Genomic DNA, 17,724 nt, shown 5'->3' on the forward strand with positions numbered 1-17,724 from the left:
CACCTTTTTATGATAATGCACGAGCATACGTTTTGTTGCTCATGATCAGATCAGATTGTTCAACGATATCTTCTAAAATGGTTTGAGAAGATTGTTTTAAGTGCAGTTTTTTTATGTTTTGTTTCATTGTGTTTAATTTTTCTTCATCTTGTAGCAGGTTGGTCACAGATTCTAAAATGTCTTCATGTCTGTTGATGACGATGGCAGCGCCATAATCTTCGAAGAAAAGAGCATTTTCTTTTTCTTGTCCAGGAACAGGTTTGTAAAGAATCACTGGGACACCAATTGCTGTTGCTTCTGTTAATGTAATACCACCTGGTTTTGTAATCATACAGTCTGTTACTCTGAACAATTCATCAATTTGTTCCACATATCCAAGCGCCTTCAATTGATCTGGGTGTGCTTGTTCAAGATCGCTGAGCGATTGTTTCAGCGCTACGTTTTTACCGCATACAACAACAATTTGCACTTCACTGTCAAGAAGTAATGCTTCACATAGCTCCTTCACATTTTTTAGTACACCATGAGCACCTGCCATAATGAGAAGGACCTTTTTGTCTGACGATAATCCATATTTTTTATAGATGATCGATTTTGGTACGTCTGCTTCAAATTGTGGTCTAATAGGAATGCCTGTCACCTTGACATCGCTTGGATGTGTGCCGATTTCCACTAGCTTTTGTTTCACATAATCGGTTGCAACATAGTATCGGTCGATGTTTTCATGTACCCAAATTTTATGAAGACAGAAGTCTGTCATCACATTAAATGTTGGAATCACTTTACCTGTTTTGTTTCGGTATTCGGGTACAACAATCATCGGGAATGTAATGATGATGATGTCCGGGCTGTGTAACTGAATTAATTCATCGAGACGCTTATTTCCCATTTTTAAGTAAATGTTAAATTTGCGTTTATTGTAAATTTTATCTACACCGTAATAAAACAAGCGATAAAATTGTTTCCCAATGGAGAAGCTCTTCAAATATAAATATTGAGTCACTTCTGACACAATGGGATTTGATTCTTGATACAAATTAGAAACTATCACATGTTCAAACCCTTGGGATTTGCATTCATCATACAGTGTTTTTGCAACCTGCATATGTCCATTTCCATAATTTGCGGTCAAGATTAATATTTTTTTATTGGTATTCAAGAATATTCACCTCAAATGTAATCAACAACAACAAAACTTCGTACGAAACTATGAATCTCATAGGTCTACATATACATAAAGATAACATATAAACAGGAAGAGCATATCATTCGTTACGAAAGAATTAAACTAATTTTAAAAAACAAACAGGCTAAATTGATAATGGAAGACAGAGCCATTTGTATTTTAACACATTTTGATCATTTTTCATCAGACCAGAGTCTATTTTATTCCCACACATATGGTGTTTCTTGATAAACATAATAATTAAGCCAATTCATAAAAAGTAAAGTTGCGTGGGCTTTCCAGCGATTCACTGGCACTAATGTGTCTCCATCCTCTATAAAATAGTGGACAGGTTTTTTAACTGTATCATGTTTCAACAAATCTCTTTCATATTCCTGCTTCAATGTATCTGTATCATATTCAGGATGTCCAGTTAAAAATACTTGTTTATCATCATCTGAAACAATTAAACAAACACCAGCTTCTTCAGATATACTCAATATTTTCAGATTCGGTGTGTTTTTTAATTGTTCTGTATTAATATCTGTATGCCTAGAATGTGGGACATAGTATACTTCATCGAAACCTCTTACCAATCTTTCTTTTTTTTCTTTGACATGATGCTCAAACACACCGAATTTTTTCTCGGGGAGCTTGATTTTTTCAATGCCATAATGGTGATATAGACCTGCCTGTGCTCCCCAGCATATATGAAGAGTAGACGTCACATTGGTTTTACTCCAGTCCAAAATGTCCTGCAGTTCTTTCCAATAGGAAACTTCTTCAAAAGGTAAATGCTCAATTGGCGCGCCTGTAATGATCATTCCATCAAATTTTTTATGGCGAATTGAGTCAAAGGTCGTATAAAATTCATCTAGGTGCTCTCTTGATGTATTCTTCGGTGTATGTGTACTTGGAATCAAAAATGTGAAGTACACTTGCAAAGGAGAATTTCCGAGCATTCTTAGCAGCTGCGTTTCAGTTTGAATTTTTTTTGGCATTAAATTTAAGATCACGATATTCAAAGGACGGATATCTTGCTTGAATGCCCTTGTCTCATCCATGACGAAAATGTTTTCGCTCTCTAGTATTTGTTTTGCCGGCAAATGAACTGGTATGTTTATAGGCAACTTGCCACCCCCTGAACCAAAGCTAATTTCATTTCATTATAGGAACTTTCTGGCGATATTTCAATGTTTCAATTATGTTACAATGAAAAATAGAGCAAAAATGAAAGCTGTTTCTGTCAAAAAGGAGGCCGTTTATTGATGATTACAAAACATTTATCGGATATTGACATTGCCCAAAGGGCAAAGCTGAGACCCATTCAAGACATCGCAGCGAAATTACAAATACATGACGAAGAATTAGAATGCTATGGTTTCACAAAAGCGAAAATATCTTTGACTATTTTTGACCGTTTAAAGGAACAGAAAGAAGGAAACGTGATTCTTGTGACTTCGATAAACCCAACGCCAGCAGGTGAGGGGAAGTCCACTGTCACAGTTGGCCTCGGTCAAGCCTTCGAAAAAATTGGCAAAAAAGCGATCATTGCCATGCGTGAACCTTCACTAGGTCCTACAATGGGCATTAAAGGCGGTGCAGCTGGTGGCGGATATTCACAGGTGCTGCCAATGGAAGAAATCAATCTCCATTTCACAGGGGATTTCCATGCCATCACATCCGCACATAACGCTTTATCTGCTTTTATTGATAACCATATCCATCATGGAAATGAACTGGGTATTGATGCACGCCGGATTGTCTGGAAACGGGTGCTTGATTTAAACGACCGTGCTTTAAGACAAGTGGTAGTAGGGCTTGGCGGTCAATTAAATGGATACCCTAGAGAAGACGGATTTGATATTACGGTTGCTTCGGAAATGATGGCGATCCTTTGTTTAGCACAAGACTTAAACGATCTGAAAAAACGTCTTTCTTCTATTGTTGTTGCCTATAATCAAGAAGGTGAGCCTGTCACAGTTGGAAATCTTGGATATGAAGGTGTACTGACATTACTTTTAAAAGACGCGCTCAAACCAAATCTTGTTCAAACAATTGAAGGAACTCCAGCCCTTGTCCATGGCGGTCCTTTTGCCAATATTGCACATGGCTGCAATAGTTTAATTGCAACAAAGATGGCAGCAAAACTAGCCGATTATGTGGTAACAGAAGCCGGGTTCGGTGCAGACCTTGGTGCTGAAAAATTCCTTCACATCAAAACAAGAGCCGGTGAATTCAAACCATGTGCTGTTGTCATTGTAGCAACTGTCAGAGCGTTAAAAATGCATGGCGGAATGCAAAAAACAGAGCTCAAGGAAGCAAATGCACATGCTGTATTAGAGGGTATACATAATTTAGAGAAGCATATTGAAACAGTGCAAGCCTTCGGTCTTCCATACATCGTCGCAGTGAATCGTTTTATCACCGATACGAAAGAAGAAATTCAAGCGATAGAAAATTGGTGTGAAACGAATGGGCATCCAGTAAAAGCCGTCAATGTATGGGAAGAAGGAGGGGATGGAGGCACAGCACTTGCCGAAGAACTCACGACACTCATTGAAAAGAATGAGAACCAATTTTCGTATTTGTATGAAGAAAAAGATTCCATTGAAGAAAAGTTATCAAAAGTGGCCAAAAACGTTTACGGTGCAGATGGCGTCACGCTCACTTCAAAAGCAAGAAAACAGCTAGCAGCAATCGAGAAAAATGGCTGGGCTCATTTACCGGTTTGTATGGCCAAAACGCAATACTCCCTTTCGGATGATCCTGCTTTAATCGGCAGACCAAAAGGCTTTACCATTACGATTCGAGAGTTAAAGCCGTCTGTTGGAGCAGGTTTTATCGTTGCTTTAACCGGAAGCATCCTCACCATGCCCGGCCTGCCTAAAAAACCTGCGGCGCTTGAGATGGATTTATTAGAAGACGGCAGTGTGACAGGACTCTTTTAGCAGAGAGCATAAAAAGCGATTTTCTAAAAGAAGCATGTTACGATAGGAAAAAGAGAATCCTAGGAGGCAATGAGATGTCAATTTATGATATTCAGGTCAAGACCATTAACGGTCAGGAAAAATCAATGGCAGATTACAAAGGGAAAGTACTGATCATCGTGAACACAGCGAGCAAATGTGGACTGACCCCTCAATTTAAACAATTACAAGAGTTATATGATCAATATCACGAAAAGGGTCTTGAAATTTTAGGATTCCCATGCAATCAATTTATGAATCAAGAGCCAGAAGGGGAAGAAGCGATTCAAGAATTCTGTTCATTGAATTATGGTGTGACCTTCCCAATGTTTGCAAAAGTTGATGTCAATGGCGACAATGCGCATCCTCTTTTCAAATACTTAACAAGTCATGCGAAAGGTGTACTTGGCACAAAAACGGTGAAATGGAACTTCACAAAATTTATCGTTGACCAAAACGGAGAAGTCACTGAACGATTCTCTCCTAAAACACCGCCAAAAGAATTAGAAAGCTCGATCATCGCTCTTTTGGATCAATAAGATGCGTACGATCATGCAGCAAAAGCAATTGGAGGCAGCGGCCTTCTTTGTTTCAAAACAGCTAAAGGATGAGCCGACAGGTCACGATGCGGCTCATATTGATCGTGTCCGTCTCCTTGCACTTAATATCGCAAAGCGGGAAGGCGGGTCACTATTTATCATTGAAATGGCGGCGATTGTACATGATTTAATTGATGAGAAGCTGTCAAGTGAATGGAAGCTTTCACCGCAAGAACTCAAGCAGCAGCTCCTTTTGTGGGAAGTGGATAAGCGGGATATTCGTTATATCATGGATATCATTACAACGATGTCTTTTCGCCGCCGTCATATGCAGCATAAGCCAATGACATTAGAAGGAGCTATTGTTCAAGATGCGGATAGGCTGGATGCAATAGGAGCAACTGGTATTGCAAGGGTATTTACGTATGCAGGTGCAAAAGGTGAACCCCATTATACAAACGGTTCACACCTAGGCTCAGTGCTTGAACACATGCAAGAAAAACTGCTCAAATTAAAAGACTTAATGAACACACATGAAGGAAAGCAGCTTGCTAATGAGCGGCATGAATTCATGTGTTTATTTATCAAGACATGGAAAGAAGAATGCGGCCTTACAGATGAGTAGGGTCTTTATGTGTGTGTAAGGAGGATGATGAGATGAAAATAATTGCCATAGAACCGACACCAAGTCCGAATACAATGAAGGTGATTTTGACAGAGGCGCTTGCCGGCGGTAAAAGCAACAACTACAAAAAGGATCAAAAAGACGAAGCACCAGAAATGATCAAGCGAATTTTAACGATTGAAGGTGTAAAAGGGGTCTACCATGTAGCAGATTTCTTAGCAGTCGAACGCAATGCAAAATATGACTGGCAGGGGATTTTACAACAGGTCAGAGAAGCCTTTGGACAAGAAACGGAAGGTCTTCAGGAAACATCACAGTCAGGCGGTGACACATTTGGCGAAGTCAAAGTGTTTGTCCAAATGTTTAATGGCATTCCGATGCAGGTCAAGCTGACAGATGGGGAAAGAGAAGAACGATTTGGCATGCCTGAACGTTTTCAGGCAGCTATCCTGAAGCTAAGAAGCAGTTCAGACAATGTTGTGTTTGAACGTGTGTGGAAAGAACAAGGCGTACGTTTTGGAGAATTTGCTGATATCGGTCAAGAAGTCACTGAAGAGCTGCAAGCAGCTTATGACGACGAGCGCTTAACCCGTTTAACAGAAGCGGTCCAGGAAGGACAAGAGGCTGTCGATAAACAGGTGAATCGCAAGGCCTATGACGTCACAGAAGAAATGCTGCGTGAAGAAGATTGGAAAAAACGATTTGCTCATTTAGAGCAAATGCAGCCTGAGAAAAAAGATATACCCGTTTTAATGAAAGCGATGGAGGACCCAAAAACGTCTATTCGCAGGCAAGCTGTTGTGAATGCTGGCATGATTGAAGACCCAGCTATTCTGCCTATTTTATATAAGGGGCTTGAAGATAAAACAGTGACGGTCCGCAGAACTGCTGGAGACTGTATTTCAGATCTTGGTGATCCAAGCGCTATTGAAGCGATGATCGCAGCATTAAAAGACCCAAGTAAGCTTGTCCGCTGGCGTGCGGCCATGTTTCTTTATGAAGAAGGTGACGAAACGGCACTTGAAGCATTAAAAGAAGCGGAGCAGGACCCTGAATTTGAAGTCAGTCTTCAAGTGAAAATGGCGATTGAACGAATTGAGCACGGGGAAGAAGCGAAAGGCTCAGTCTGGAAGCAAATGACAGAAAGTAGAAAAAATGCGTCAGACTGATGAGAAATCGGAACAAGCTGCCAGTGAAAGGCAGCTTGTTTTCTAAAATCAGGAATCTTTATAGACAGAAAAATTTTTTTAGAAAAATTATTTTGAATATTGTTGAAATATGAGAAAAAACTCTATATAGTAGTACCAATATAGAATATTGGAGGTCAGATTTTATGACACCATCCTTGCTGAACACTTGCTTCAGCAGCCATGTTGGTCATCATCATTCATAGGTGGCTAAATAAACAGAAAATTTGTAAAATAAAATCAACTCAAAATGATGCAGTCAACAAGACTTGTAGTATAGGAGGCTTTTTAAACAGATGGCAGAACTACGCAGTAATATGATTAAACAAGGAATTGACAGAGCACCTCACCGAAGCTTACTAAGAGCAGCGGGGGTAAAAGATGAGGATTTCGGCAAGCCATTTATTGCCGTATGTAATTCCTATATTGATATTGTCCCAGGGCATGTCCATCTTCAGGAATTCGGGAAAATCGTCAAAGAAGCCATTCGTGAAGCTGGCGGCGTTCCATTTGAATTCAATACGATTGGGGTCGATGACGGAATTGCAATGGGGCATATTGGGATGAGATATTCATTGCCTAGCCGTGAAATCATTGCTGACTCAGTAGAGACCGTTGTGTCTGCACACTGGTTTGATGGAATGGTTTGTATTCCTAACTGTGATAAAATCACACCGGGTATGATGATGGCAGCCATGCGCGTCAATATCCCGACTGTATTTGTCAGCGGTGGTCCAATGGAAGCGGGAAGAACAAGTGATGGCAGAAAAATTTCTCTTTCATCCGTCTTTGAAGGTGTTGGGGCATACCAATCAGGAAAAATTAATGAAGAGGAATTAAATGAATTAGAGCAGTTTGGCTGTCCAACCTGCGGCTCTTGCTCAGGTATGTTTACTGCAAACTCAATGAACTGTTTAGCAGAGGCGCTTGGTATCGCTCTTCCTGGAAATGGAACGATCTTAGCAACATCACCAGAGCGGAGAGAATTTGCGAAGAAGTCAGCAAAACAACTGATGGAACTCATCAAAAAAGATATTAAACCACGTGATATTGTCACTGAAAAAGCGATTGATAACGCATTTGCTTTAGATATGGCATTAGGTGGTTCAACAAATACAGTTCTTCATACATTGGCAATCGCAAATGAAGCGGGTGTTGAATATTCACTTGAGCGTATTAATGAAGTAGCAGAACGAGTGCCACATTTATCAAAACTTGCTCCAGCCTCTGATGTTTTTATTGAAGATTTACATGAAGCTGGCGGTGTAACAGCTGCTCTAAATGAATTGTCCAAAAAAGAGGGTGCTCTTCATTTAGATACAATGACTGTCACAGCGAAAACGCTGGGCGAGAACATTGCAGGACATGAGGTAAAAGATTATAACGTCATTTATCCAATCGATAAGCCATTTACTGAAAAAGGCGGCTTAGCCGTTTTATTTGGAAACCTTGCGCCAGATGGAGCCATCATTAAAACAGGCGGTGTACAAGACGGCATCACACGTCATGAAGGACCTGCGATCGTATTTGAATCCCAGGAAGAAGCTCTTGAAGGCATCATTAACCGAAAAGTAGAAGCAGGACATGTTGTCATTATTCGCTATGAAGGACCTAAAGGCGGACCTGGCATGCCTGAAATGCTTGCACCAACCTCACAAATTGTCGGAATGGGACTTGGTCCAAAGGTGGCGTTAATTACAGACGGCCGTTTTTCCGGTGCTTCTCGCGGATTGTCCATTGGACACGTCTCTCCAGAGGCAGCAGAGGGTGGACCTCTTGCTTTTGTTGAAAATGGTGATCATGTTGTGGTCGATATTGAAAAACGCATTTTAAGTGTAGATGTCCCAGAGGAAGAATGGGAAAGAAGAAAAGCAAACTGGAAAGGCTTTGAGCCAAAAGTGAAAACCGGCTACCTTGCCAGATACTCAAAACTTGTCACATCAGCCAATACAGGCGGGATCATGAAAATTTAATCTGAAATCGAACATTTGAAAAATGGCTCTCTCTATAGTATCCTTTATTCACAACATAAGGATTTTAGAGGGGGCTTTTTTATGTCAATGGCATATGAAGAATATATGCGTCAGCTTGTTGTACCAATGCGCCAAGAGCTAACAAGTGCAGGATTTCAAGAATTGACGACGGAAGAAGAAGTAGAACAAACGATGCAAGAAGCAGAAGGAACAACATTTGTTGTGATCAATTCTGTATGCGGATGCGCTGCCGGCTTAGCACGTCCAGCTGCTACTCAAGCGGTCATGAAGGCAGAAAAAGCACCAGATCGACTCGTGACGGTTTTTGCTGGTCAGGATCGGGAAGCAACTGCTAAAATGAGAGAATACTTTACGGGAGAAGAGCCATCTTCTCCATCTATGGCACTTTTAAAAGGAAATGAACTCGTTCATTTTATCCCGCGTGACGAAATTGAAGGTCATGAAATGGAAGACATTATGAACAACATCTTATCTGCTTTTGAAAAACATTGCTAATACAAGTGTTGAAATGCCCTGTGATCCTATCAGGGCATTTTTTCTTGATCATGATGGAGGAATGGACATGCTCATTACAACAAGCTTTAGAGCAAATGAACAAACAATTGAAACAGCAAAGGCACTCGCAAGGGACTTACATGGTGAGTATATAGCGCGGCGCAAACAATCTGTCAAACAGCTTGCGATCAAGCGGGGGGATGTACTCGTTGTTGGGAAAGAACGATTTGAATGGTATCAGCCAAATGGTGAAAAGTTTTTCTTCCATCCAAGCTCAGCTATGTTTAGGGTGAAGCGGATTTTGCGAGGGGAGAAGGATCCATTAATTGAAGCAGCCGGGCTAGAGCCGGGCGATTCCTTTTTAGATTGTACGCTTGGCTTAGGCTCAGACGCCATTACCGCCAGCTGCGCAGCAGGCTCTAATGGAAAAGTGGTCGGCATTGAAAAAAATCCGATGACGGCATTGCTAGTTCAAGAAGGGCTTAGCACTTGGGAAACTGGTGTAGCGGCGGCAGATGAAGCAATGAGACGTATATCCGTCATAAGCGGAGACAGCATTGAGCAGCTAAAGAAGCTGCCTGATCGTTCATTTGATATCGTCTATTTTGATCCAATGTTCGAGGAGACGATTCAAGAATCTACAAGCATGTCGCCGCTCCGTCATGTCGCAGAGCATCACTTTGACCACGAAGTAGCCATGCAAGAAGCGGTGAGAGTGGCTAGAAAAAGAGTGATTTTAAAGGATCATTGGAAAAGCACTCGATTTACTACAGACGCCTATCAATTTCAGGTCATCAAACGTAAAACCGCCCAATTCCATTATGGGTATATCACAATAGAAGAAGACTAATCAACACCACTTTAATTAATCTGATCGAAAAAAGCCCTGATTCAGGGCTTTTAATCTGTGATCTCCATATAGACAAAATAAAATAATGTCAGCAAGGAAGCTGTGATGAAAAACCCTTCAAGCATATCCATCCCTCCCAAATTTTAGTCGTCGTTACTGTCATTGTAAACGTTTTATCTTAAAAAAGAAAGTCTCAAATAAGTGACCAAATTGAATGACTGAAAATTCATTATATGCTAGAATAGCAGTATGATAACGTATGGAAGGAATTAGATATCATGAAGATGTGGATGAGAAAAACGCTTGTTGCACTCTTTACGATTGCAACGTTTGGCTTAATCTCTCCTCCGTCGGCTTTGATGACAGACAAGCCATCTGAACTTTCTTCATCTGATAAATCACCTTATACAGCAGTTTATGATACATCAGATGATACGCGCAGCTGGGAACTATCGCAAGAAGACAACAAAGAGCGGGTAGACCCCTTTGAGCAATATAAGCAAGAGGTTCTATCAAGTGCAGAAAACCAATCCTTTCTCAAATTTGGTCGTAAAATCACACCTGTCATTGAGGACGAGTACAGAGAAGAGATTCAACCGAAGATTGAACAAGTGTTAACCGATTTTCTAACTAATTTTAAAGATGACGAAAAATTTCAAGATGTTGTTTTAACTGATCAGCCTTCGAGCGGAAATAGCGAAAAAATCTTCCACATTTATAACAGGAAGACCGGAGAAGATTTGCTTCGTTTCCATGTGAGAAGAGATCAGCCGCCTCACAGCGGATACTGGTTTAATTTTCACTATCATACAGCAGAAGATGGATTCCAGACGCATCATGAACTCGGTAATATTTACTGGGATAAAAACACCCCGCCGAGCTGGATGAGCCACTAGAAGGAGATGTCATGCCAATTGAAAAAGTATACAATGAACGAAATGGTTCGCATTACAAAACAGATGTTAAACGAACGCGGAGTGAAAATAGAAGATATTGCACACATTGTGCTAAAGCTCCAAGAAAAATATAATCCAAATCTTCCACTTAGTGTCTGCATTGAAAATGTTGAAAAAGTGCTGCATAAAAGAGAAATTGTCCACGCAGTTTTGACAGGACTTGCTCTTGATCAGCTGGCAGAAAAAAAGCTTTTGCCAGAACCTTTGCAGCATTTAGTTGAAACAGATGAACCGCTATATGGAATTGATGAGATTATTCCGCTTTCCATTGTCAATGTATATGGATCAATCGGTTTGACCAACTTCGGTTACTTAGATAAAGAGAAATTTGGTATTATCAGGGAATTGGATGAAGGTCGTCCAGGTGAAGTGCACACTTTCCTTGATGACCTTGTCGCTGCACTCGCCGCCGCAGCTGCAAGCCGCATTGCTCACTCTCACCAAGATATTAAGGACGAAGAGCAGGATCGAGTGAATCAAGGATAAAAGAAAAACATGTCTGCTCATCATGCAGACATGTTTTTTTGGTTTCAACAAAAGCTGAAATAAGGTAAACTACAACAAGAACATAAATAAAGGATGAAAAAAATGAAACAATACAAAGAGTTATGCCGTCATGTATTACAGCACGGGGATAAAAAAGGTGACAGAACAGGAACAGGCACAATCAGCACGTTCGGTTACCAAATGAGATTTGATTTACAGGAAGGATTTCCTCTATTAACCACAAAGAAATTGCACCTGAAATCAATCATTCATGAGTTACTGTGGTTTTTTAAAAGGTGATACAAATGTCAAATATCTTCAAGAAAATGGTGTCCGTATTTGGAACGAATGGGCAGATGAAAATGGAGAGCTAGGGCGCGTGTATGGTGCCCAGTGGAGATCATGGGCGAGCGGAAACGGAGAGACAGTCGATCAAATCGCAAGGCTGATCCATGATATTGAGCACAATCCGAATTCAAGAAGACTGATTGTCAGTGCTTGGAATCCGGGAGAAATTGATCAAATGGCGCTGCCTCCTTGCCATTGCTTGTTTCAATTTTACGTATCAAACGGGAAATTGTCCTGCCAGCTTTATCAAAGATCGGCAGATATCTTTTTAGGCGTGCCGTTTAATATTGCTTCATATGCACTTCTGACGATGATGATTGCCAAGGTGACAAATCTTGAGCCAGGAGAGGTTTATTCATACACTAGGAGATGCTCATATTTATCAAAATCATCTTCCGCAGGTGAAAATGCAGCTAGAGCGAGAGGAGCGCACGCTTCCGCAGCTTCGCATCACAAGAGATGTAAAGAGTATTTTTGATTTTACGTTTGATGATTTTGTGCTTGAAAACTATGATCCGCATCCTCACATTAAAGGAGAAGTCAGTGTATGATTTCCATGATAGTGGCGACAGGAAAAGACAGAGTCATTGGCCAAGATAATCAAATGCCTTGGCATTTACCCGCTGATTTAGCGTATTTTAAAAAAGTCACAGGCGGCCGTACCATTGTCATGGGCAGAAAAACATTTGAATCAATTGGACGAGCATTGCCTAACCGCCGTAATATTGTGTTGACCACAAGTTCTTCTTTTCAAGCTGAAGGATGCGAGGTTGTCCATTCAATCGATGATATTTTAGCCATCGCGAAGAATGAGACAGAATTATTGATCATTGGCGGGTCTAAGCTGTATGAGGAAATGATGCCATATGCAGATCGTCTATATATCACCCACATTCACCATGCGTTTGAAGGTGACCGTTTCTTCCCTCATTACGATGAAGAAGATTGGACGGTTGTATCACGTGAAAAGGGCCATAGTGACGAAAAGAACCCCTACAATTATGAATTTGTCGTTTATGACAGAAAAGAAGGATAAATGAGTAGGAGGAGTTCGGTTGTTTCGTTATTGGTGTTTAACGATGTATGTTGTTGTATCCTTTTTTAAAAGTATGAAGCATTTGTACGATCATGAATTAACTGATCCCCGCATTTCCTATACGAAACGAATGCATCTCATTCATGAGCATGCGAAAAAGTTTGCCCGGGGATGTATTGATCAATCAGGGTCAGTGATGACCATTTATCAGCAAAAGAAGCTCCCAGATGGACCTGTGATTTATGTCACACAAGAGCATCATCCAGTTACGACGACATTGTTGATTGGCCACCTTGAGAAGCCATTTGCTTTTATTGCAAAACCGCATCTGTTTCGCTATCCCATCTTAAAGCAATGGCTGAAAAAGATGGCGGTGATTCATCAGAATCAATCTGATGATGCGTTATTAGAAGAGGCAAAAGAGCGAATCATATCTGGACAGAGTATATTGCTTCCTGAAAAATATCGTCCCATTGCAGAAGCGCTTGCTGAAGAATGTGACTGTCCTATCGTTCCGATTGAAACAAGCGGAACGGAGCGCCTTTTAACAGGGAAAATCGTGAAAAGGCTGCGTCCTGTCAATGTCGATATTCATATTAAAGCACCTGTTATGATGAGTGACTACGCACAAAAGCGTGCATAGAAAAACCAGCATCCGAATGTGGATGCTGGTTTTTTTATCATGCAGCTGGGATGTTGACACAATAGAATAGAATGCAGAAAAACATGGATGCACTTCCGCCTAGGACAAAGCTGTGCCAAATCGCATGATGATAGGGGATTTTCCGCCAAATATAAAAGATCGTTCCGACAGAATACAAAATACCGCCTAACAGTAAGAGACTAAAACCTGCTCCTGTCAATTGAATGTACAGAGGTTTGATCGCGATGATAATCATCCAGCCCATTAATAAGTAAACAAGGGTTGATACAATGATAAATCGTTTGACGAAAAAGATTTTAAAGACAATGCCTCCAGCAGCAAGCGCCCATACGATTGCAAGAAGTGTATAGCCGAGTGCGCCTTTTAATGGTCCGAGTAAAAAAGGTGTATATGTACCAGCGATCAAGACATAAATAGCCGAGTGATCGAGGATTTCAAACACATCTTTTGTTTTTTTGTGCCGAATGCTATGAAGCAAAGTTGAGCTTAAATAAAGCAGCAGCATGGATGCGCCGAATATCGAAAAGCTAATAATGTCTGTGACTGTGCCATATTGAACAGCGAATAAAACGAGAAAAACAATGGCGGGAATGGATAAAATGACCCCAATGCCATGTGTAATGGCGTTTGCAATTTCTTCTTTTACAGTAAACAATGGATGTCCTCCTTTATTGAACCGGTATATAACCATCAAGCGACTTCAGAAATGAGAGACCTTCAAGTGTAATCTTCGTTCCAGCTCTGCCTTTTCCTTTCGTCACATAGGCTTTTTTCTCAAGATCATCTAATCGGCTCCTGACTTGCTGAGGAGTCAGCGGGATATCACCTTGCTTGCTTAATTCAGACAAGATGCGCCTGCTGGCTGTTTCCCCCTTTTCATTGAGAGACTTAATGGCTTCAAGTAAGAAAACAAATTCTTGTTTCTCCATAAGCGTGAGCTGGTGTTCCTCTTTTTTTCCTTTACTCGCCGTGTGTTGAGGTAATAGCACAAAAGGCGGCAAGTGGTGCAAGAAAACCGTTTGTCCCTCGAGAACCGAAGCAGCATAATGAACCATATTTTTGAGTTCCTGGACATTGCCTTCAAACGGATACTGCTGCAAGAACTCCCAAACACTTGAATCAATATCGGGCTTCATGCCGAGCTCCTGAAAGAAAGCTAGTGTTAAAACAGGAATATCTGTTTTTCGATCTGCTAAAGACGGAAGAGGCACGTGGAGTACATTGAGACGATAAAACAGCTCAGGTAAAAAAGTTGACGAAACCCTCAGAGCCTCTAAAGATAAAGACGAAGAAGCAATGATTTTTGTTTCAGGAGAAGTTTCTAGAAAATGAATGACGTGATGCTGCATAGGGATACTTAATAGACTGACTTCGTCTAAATAAAGAACTTGGTTTGTCACTTGCGTGAATGCTTCCTTTAAAGTGACTTCATCCAAAATAGGGCAGTATATGTGCCGCATGGAAGCTTGTGGATTAGATAGGTTTGCCATTTCCTGTGCAAATCGTGTTTTGCCTGTTCCAATTTGTCCTGTCAACAAGACAGGCTGCTCATTTTTCGCGAATTGCTTTGCCATATGAATGGCGTGCTTAATATCTTGATGCTCCCCATATATAGAAGCAAACGGAGGTGTGGTCATTGGGTGATTCCTTTCTTTGTGGTTCTAATTGGTTTTATTATAACACCCAATTAGAACAATTGTATAGAAAAACGAAAAAGTTCATGAAATTTATCTTCGATCCATGATCTATTGGTTCATTTTTTGAATATTCATGTTATAATGACAAATTAAATAAGGTTAAAGAGAAAGGATCTTGTACATGAAACCGTTGCTCAAAGAAAACACGCTAATTCAAGTGAAAGACATCTTAAAAGCCCATCAAAATTTGAAGGATGTAGTCATTCATACACCACTTCAAAAAAATGAGCGACTTTCTGAACGATATGAATGTAATGTCTACTTAAAAAGAGAGGATCTTCAAGTAGTTCGTTCCTTTAAATTAAGAGGCGCTTTTAATAAAATGAGCCAGCTCCCAAAAGATAAACTAGAAAATGGCATTGTCTGTGCCAGTGCTGGAAATCACGCGCAAGGCGTGGCTTATTCTTGTAAATATTTAGGGATCCATGGGAAAATCTTTATGCCGGCTACGACTCCAAGGCAAAAAGTATCTCAAGTGGAGCTTTTCGGAAAAGAATATGTTGACATTATCTTAACCGGAGATACCTTTGATGATTCGTATCATGAAGCAGTAAAATGCGGAGATGAGGAAAAACGCGAATTTATCCATCCGTTTGATGATTTGGATGTTATGGCAGGACAAGGAACGACTGCTGTAGAAATATTAAATGATATCGAAGTAGAGCCTCACTTTTTATTTGCAAGTGTCGGAGGTGGAGGTTTGTTATCTGGTGTTGGTACCTATCTCAAAAATATCGCACCAGAAACCGAAATCATTGCAGTCGAGCCGCTTGGCGCAGCTTCACTGCATGCTTCCCATGAGAAGGGGGAGGTTGTGACACTTGATTCGATTGATAAGTTTGTAGACGGGGCAGCGGTTCAGCGAATTGGCGAAAAGACGTTTACATCCCTTCAGTCCGTTGTTGATAAAATTAGTCTCGTACCAGAAGGAAAAGTGTGTACAACCATTTTAGAGCTGTATAATCAATGTGCGATTGTAGCTGAGCCAGCAGGCGCTTTGCCAATTGCAGCCTTAGATGCACACCGCGAGGAGATTAAAGGGAAAAATGTCGTCTGTATTGTCAGCGGGGGAAATAATGACATTGGCAGAATGCAAGAAATCAAAGAACGCTCAATGATTTATGAAGGGCTTCAACATTATTTCATCGTCAACTTCCCGCAAAGAGCAGGTGCTCTTAGGGAATTTTTAGATGAAGTGCTCGGGCCAAATGATGATATCTCACGCTTTGAATATACGAAAAAGAATAACCGAAGCAAAGGACCTGCGCTTGTTGGCATCGAATTGAAAGAGCGAGATGACTATGCAGCGCTGATTGAACGAATGAACAAAAAAGGCTTCCATTATGTTGAAGTGAATAAAGATCAAGATTTATTCCACCTATTTATTTAGGGTAAACAGATCACTTGGAAAAGAGGACTGATCGTTTGTGCTGCTCAAAACAATATGTTTTAGACGGATGGATGGAGCTCAGATCAAGGTAACAGAAATCCCTGTTCTAAAGGGAGATGAGCCATATGGTTTCATGCTCACCTTTAGACTTGAAGCTTTCTTGAAAAAAGTCTATGTATCTAAAGGGAAGAGATATGTTTACTCTTTCAGGGAGGATGTGAAACGTAACGTCAAGTGGAGCACATATGAACAGATCTATCAGCAGCCTACATTGAAACACAATGCGTAAATAGAAATCTTTGTCAAAGGAGTAAGAGGCGGCTTTGAAATGGCGGCTGCTCCGTTTGGCAAGGATTTTTTTGATGAAAAGAAGAAAATGTGACAATTTCAAAAACGTTATGACAGTTGTTTTCAAGATTGCAGGAAATAAGGTAATATCATAAGTAAAGACTAAGACAGCAAGGATGAGACGATAGTGAAACAAATTAAAATTGTAACAGATTCAACCGTGGACCTTCCGCAAGAGAAAATCAACGATCTTTCAATTCACGTCATTCCACTGAATATATCCATTTCTGGAGTTGACTATATTGACCGGATAAATTTACAGCCAGATGAATTTATTGAGAAAATGGAAGCCGCAGAAAAACTGCCGAAAACGTCTCAACCTGCAATTGGTCAATTCGTGGAATTATATGAAAAGCTGACGGCAGATGGAAGCGAAGTGTTGAGTATCCATTTAACCGGTGGAATGAGTGGTACGGTTCAAACTGCTGAAAGCGCTTCTAAAATGGTGGATGGAAACATTACGGTCATTGATTCTGCTTTTATCTCTCAAGGACTGGGCTTTCAAGTCCTTAAAGCAGCGGAGCTTGCAAAAGAAGGAGCCAGCAGTGAAGAGATCATCAAAGAAGTGGAAAAAATCCGTCTTAAAACAAAGCTATATGTCACAATTGATACATTAGAAAATCTCGTGAAAGGTGGAAGAATTGGAAGAGGAAAGGCGCTGATCGGCTCACTTCTTCATATCAAACCAATTGCCAGCTTAACAGACGGGGTATATACGCCAGAAGCGAACGTGAGAAGCTACTCTGCTCTTGTGCGCTATTTAACAAAACAGTATGTACAGGCGGTGAAAGGAAGAACCGTTCAGGCTATTGGAATTGCGCATGCAGATGCATTAGAACTCGCTGAAAAACTCAAAGCAGCGCTGCTTGAGCACACACCTGATGCCCTTATTGACATTGCCTATACAACACCGATTATTTCCTGTCATACCGGAAAAGGCGCAATAGGCTTTACTTTTTATACCGATTGATTGAA

The 17,724-nt window shown here is 40.7% G+C and carries 18 protein-coding genes and 1 pseudogene; 15 read left to right on the top strand and 4 right to left on the bottom strand.

Annotated features, from left to right (window positions below):
* Positions 1 to 7: 7 nt before the first annotated feature.
* Entirely contained in the window at positions 8 to 1,159 is a 1,152-nt protein-coding gene (locus tag GPA07_RS09895; protein ID WP_157292468.1) for a diglucosyl diacylglycerol synthase, read from the bottom strand.
* A 227-nt stretch (positions 1,160 to 1,386) separates the two neighbouring features.
* On the bottom strand, positions 1,387 to 2,295 hold the full coding sequence (gene metA, locus GPA07_RS09900; protein ID WP_008358112.1) for a homoserine O-acetyltransferase MetA: 909 nt from the start codon (positions 2,293 to 2,295) through the stop codon (positions 1,387 to 1,389).
* A 138-nt stretch (positions 2,296 to 2,433) separates the two neighbouring features.
* Here metA and GPA07_RS09905 point away from each other — a divergent pair, with 138 nt between their 5' ends.
* From GPA07_RS09905 to GPA07_RS09960, 12 genes and pseudogenes are all read left to right on the top strand, one after another.
* Entirely contained in the window at positions 2,434 to 4,116 is a 1,683-nt protein-coding gene (locus tag GPA07_RS09905) for a formate--tetrahydrofolate ligase (RefSeq protein ID WP_157292469.1), read from the top strand.
* Between the two features lie 74 nt (positions 4,117 to 4,190).
* A complete protein-coding gene (locus GPA07_RS09910) occupies positions 4,191 to 4,673 on the top strand; it encodes a glutathione peroxidase (RefSeq protein WP_008358117.1) in 483 nt (160 codons plus the stop codon).
* Positions 4,674 to 4,686: 13 nt separating this feature from the next.
* Entirely contained in the window at positions 4,687 to 5,298 is a 612-nt protein-coding gene (locus tag GPA07_RS09915; protein ID WP_008358119.1) for an HD domain-containing protein, read from the top strand.
* 32 nt (positions 5,299 to 5,330) lie between these two features.
* On the top strand, positions 5,331 to 6,467 hold the full coding sequence (locus GPA07_RS09920; protein WP_071169037.1) for a conserved virulence factor C family protein: 1,137 nt from the start codon (positions 5,331 to 5,333) through the stop codon (positions 6,465 to 6,467).
* 314 nt (positions 6,468 to 6,781) lie between these two features.
* Entirely contained in the window at positions 6,782 to 8,458 is a 1,677-nt protein-coding gene (gene ilvD / locus GPA07_RS09925) for a dihydroxy-acid dehydratase (RefSeq protein ID WP_008358122.1), read from the top strand.
* 81 nt (positions 8,459 to 8,539) lie between these two features.
* Entirely contained in the window at positions 8,540 to 8,974 is a 435-nt protein-coding gene (locus GPA07_RS09930) for a BrxA/BrxB family bacilliredoxin (protein ID WP_157292470.1), read from the top strand.
* A gap of 67 nt (positions 8,975 to 9,041) precedes the next feature.
* Positions 9,042 to 9,824 (top strand): class I SAM-dependent methyltransferase, encoded by a 783-nt coding sequence (locus GPA07_RS09935; protein ID WP_157292471.1) that lies wholly within the window; start codon positions 9,042 to 9,044, stop codon positions 9,822 to 9,824.
* 278 nt (positions 9,825 to 10,102) lie between these two features.
* On the top strand, positions 10,103 to 10,720 hold the full coding sequence (locus GPA07_RS09940; RefSeq protein ID WP_008358130.1) for a YpjP family protein: 618 nt from the start codon (positions 10,103 to 10,105) through the stop codon (positions 10,718 to 10,720).
* Positions 10,721 to 10,738: 18 nt separating this feature from the next.
* Positions 10,739 to 11,266: a phosphatidylglycerophosphatase A family protein gene (locus GPA07_RS09945; protein ID WP_071169040.1), complete on the top strand. Its 528-nt coding sequence runs from the start codon at positions 10,739 to 10,741 to the stop codon at positions 11,264 to 11,266.
* Positions 11,267 to 11,368: 102 nt separating this feature from the next.
* Positions 11,369 to 12,165 (top strand): annotated as a pseudogene (locus GPA07_RS09950) (thymidylate synthase).
* Positions 12,162 to 12,650, top strand: a complete 489-nt coding sequence (gene folA / locus GPA07_RS09955) for a type 3 dihydrofolate reductase (RefSeq protein WP_071169042.1) — start codon at positions 12,162 to 12,164, stop codon at positions 12,648 to 12,650. The pseudogene GPA07_RS09950 and the gene folA overlap by 4 nt, the downstream one beginning before the upstream one ends.
* Positions 12,651 to 12,669: 19 nt before the next feature.
* Entirely contained in the window at positions 12,670 to 13,293 is a 624-nt protein-coding gene (locus GPA07_RS09960; protein ID WP_008358137.1) for a lysophospholipid acyltransferase family protein, read from the top strand.
* Between the two features lie 37 nt (positions 13,294 to 13,330).
* Here GPA07_RS09960 and trhA read toward each other — a convergent pair whose 3' ends face one another.
* Positions 13,331 to 13,969 carry a PAQR family membrane homeostasis protein TrhA gene (gene trhA, locus GPA07_RS09965; protein ID WP_008358138.1) on the bottom strand — a complete coding sequence of 213 codons (639 nt, stop codon included), beginning with the start codon at positions 13,967 to 13,969 and terminating at the stop codon, positions 13,331 to 13,333.
* 13 nt (positions 13,970 to 13,982) lie between these two features.
* Complete coding sequence (locus GPA07_RS09970) at positions 13,983 to 14,951, bottom strand: AAA-type ATPase lid domain-containing protein (protein ID WP_157292472.1); 969 nt, start codon at positions 14,949 to 14,951, stop codon at positions 13,983 to 13,985.
* 181 nt (positions 14,952 to 15,132) lie between these two features.
* Here GPA07_RS09970 and ilvA point away from each other — a divergent pair, with 181 nt between their 5' ends.
* From ilvA to GPA07_RS09985, 3 genes are all read left to right on the top strand, one after another.
* Positions 15,133 to 16,401, top strand: a complete 1,269-nt coding sequence (gene ilvA / locus GPA07_RS09975) for a threonine ammonia-lyase IlvA (protein WP_008358142.1) — start codon at positions 15,133 to 15,135, stop codon at positions 16,399 to 16,401.
* Between the two features lie 37 nt (positions 16,402 to 16,438).
* Complete coding sequence (locus tag GPA07_RS09980; RefSeq protein ID WP_008358144.1) at positions 16,439 to 16,690, top strand: YpmP family protein; 252 nt, start codon at positions 16,439 to 16,441, stop codon at positions 16,688 to 16,690.
* A 186-nt stretch (positions 16,691 to 16,876) separates the two neighbouring features.
* Positions 16,877 to 17,719 (top strand): DegV family protein, encoded by an 843-nt coding sequence (locus tag GPA07_RS09985; RefSeq protein ID WP_157292473.1) that lies wholly within the window; start codon positions 16,877 to 16,879, stop codon positions 17,717 to 17,719.
* Positions 17,720 to 17,724: the final 5 nt, after the last annotated feature.

Source organism: Bacillus sp. ms-22, from assembly GCF_009759805.1.
In the GTDB taxonomy this organism is placed as follows: domain Bacteria; phylum Bacillota; class Bacilli; order Bacillales; family Bacillaceae; genus Bacillus; species Bacillus xiamenensis.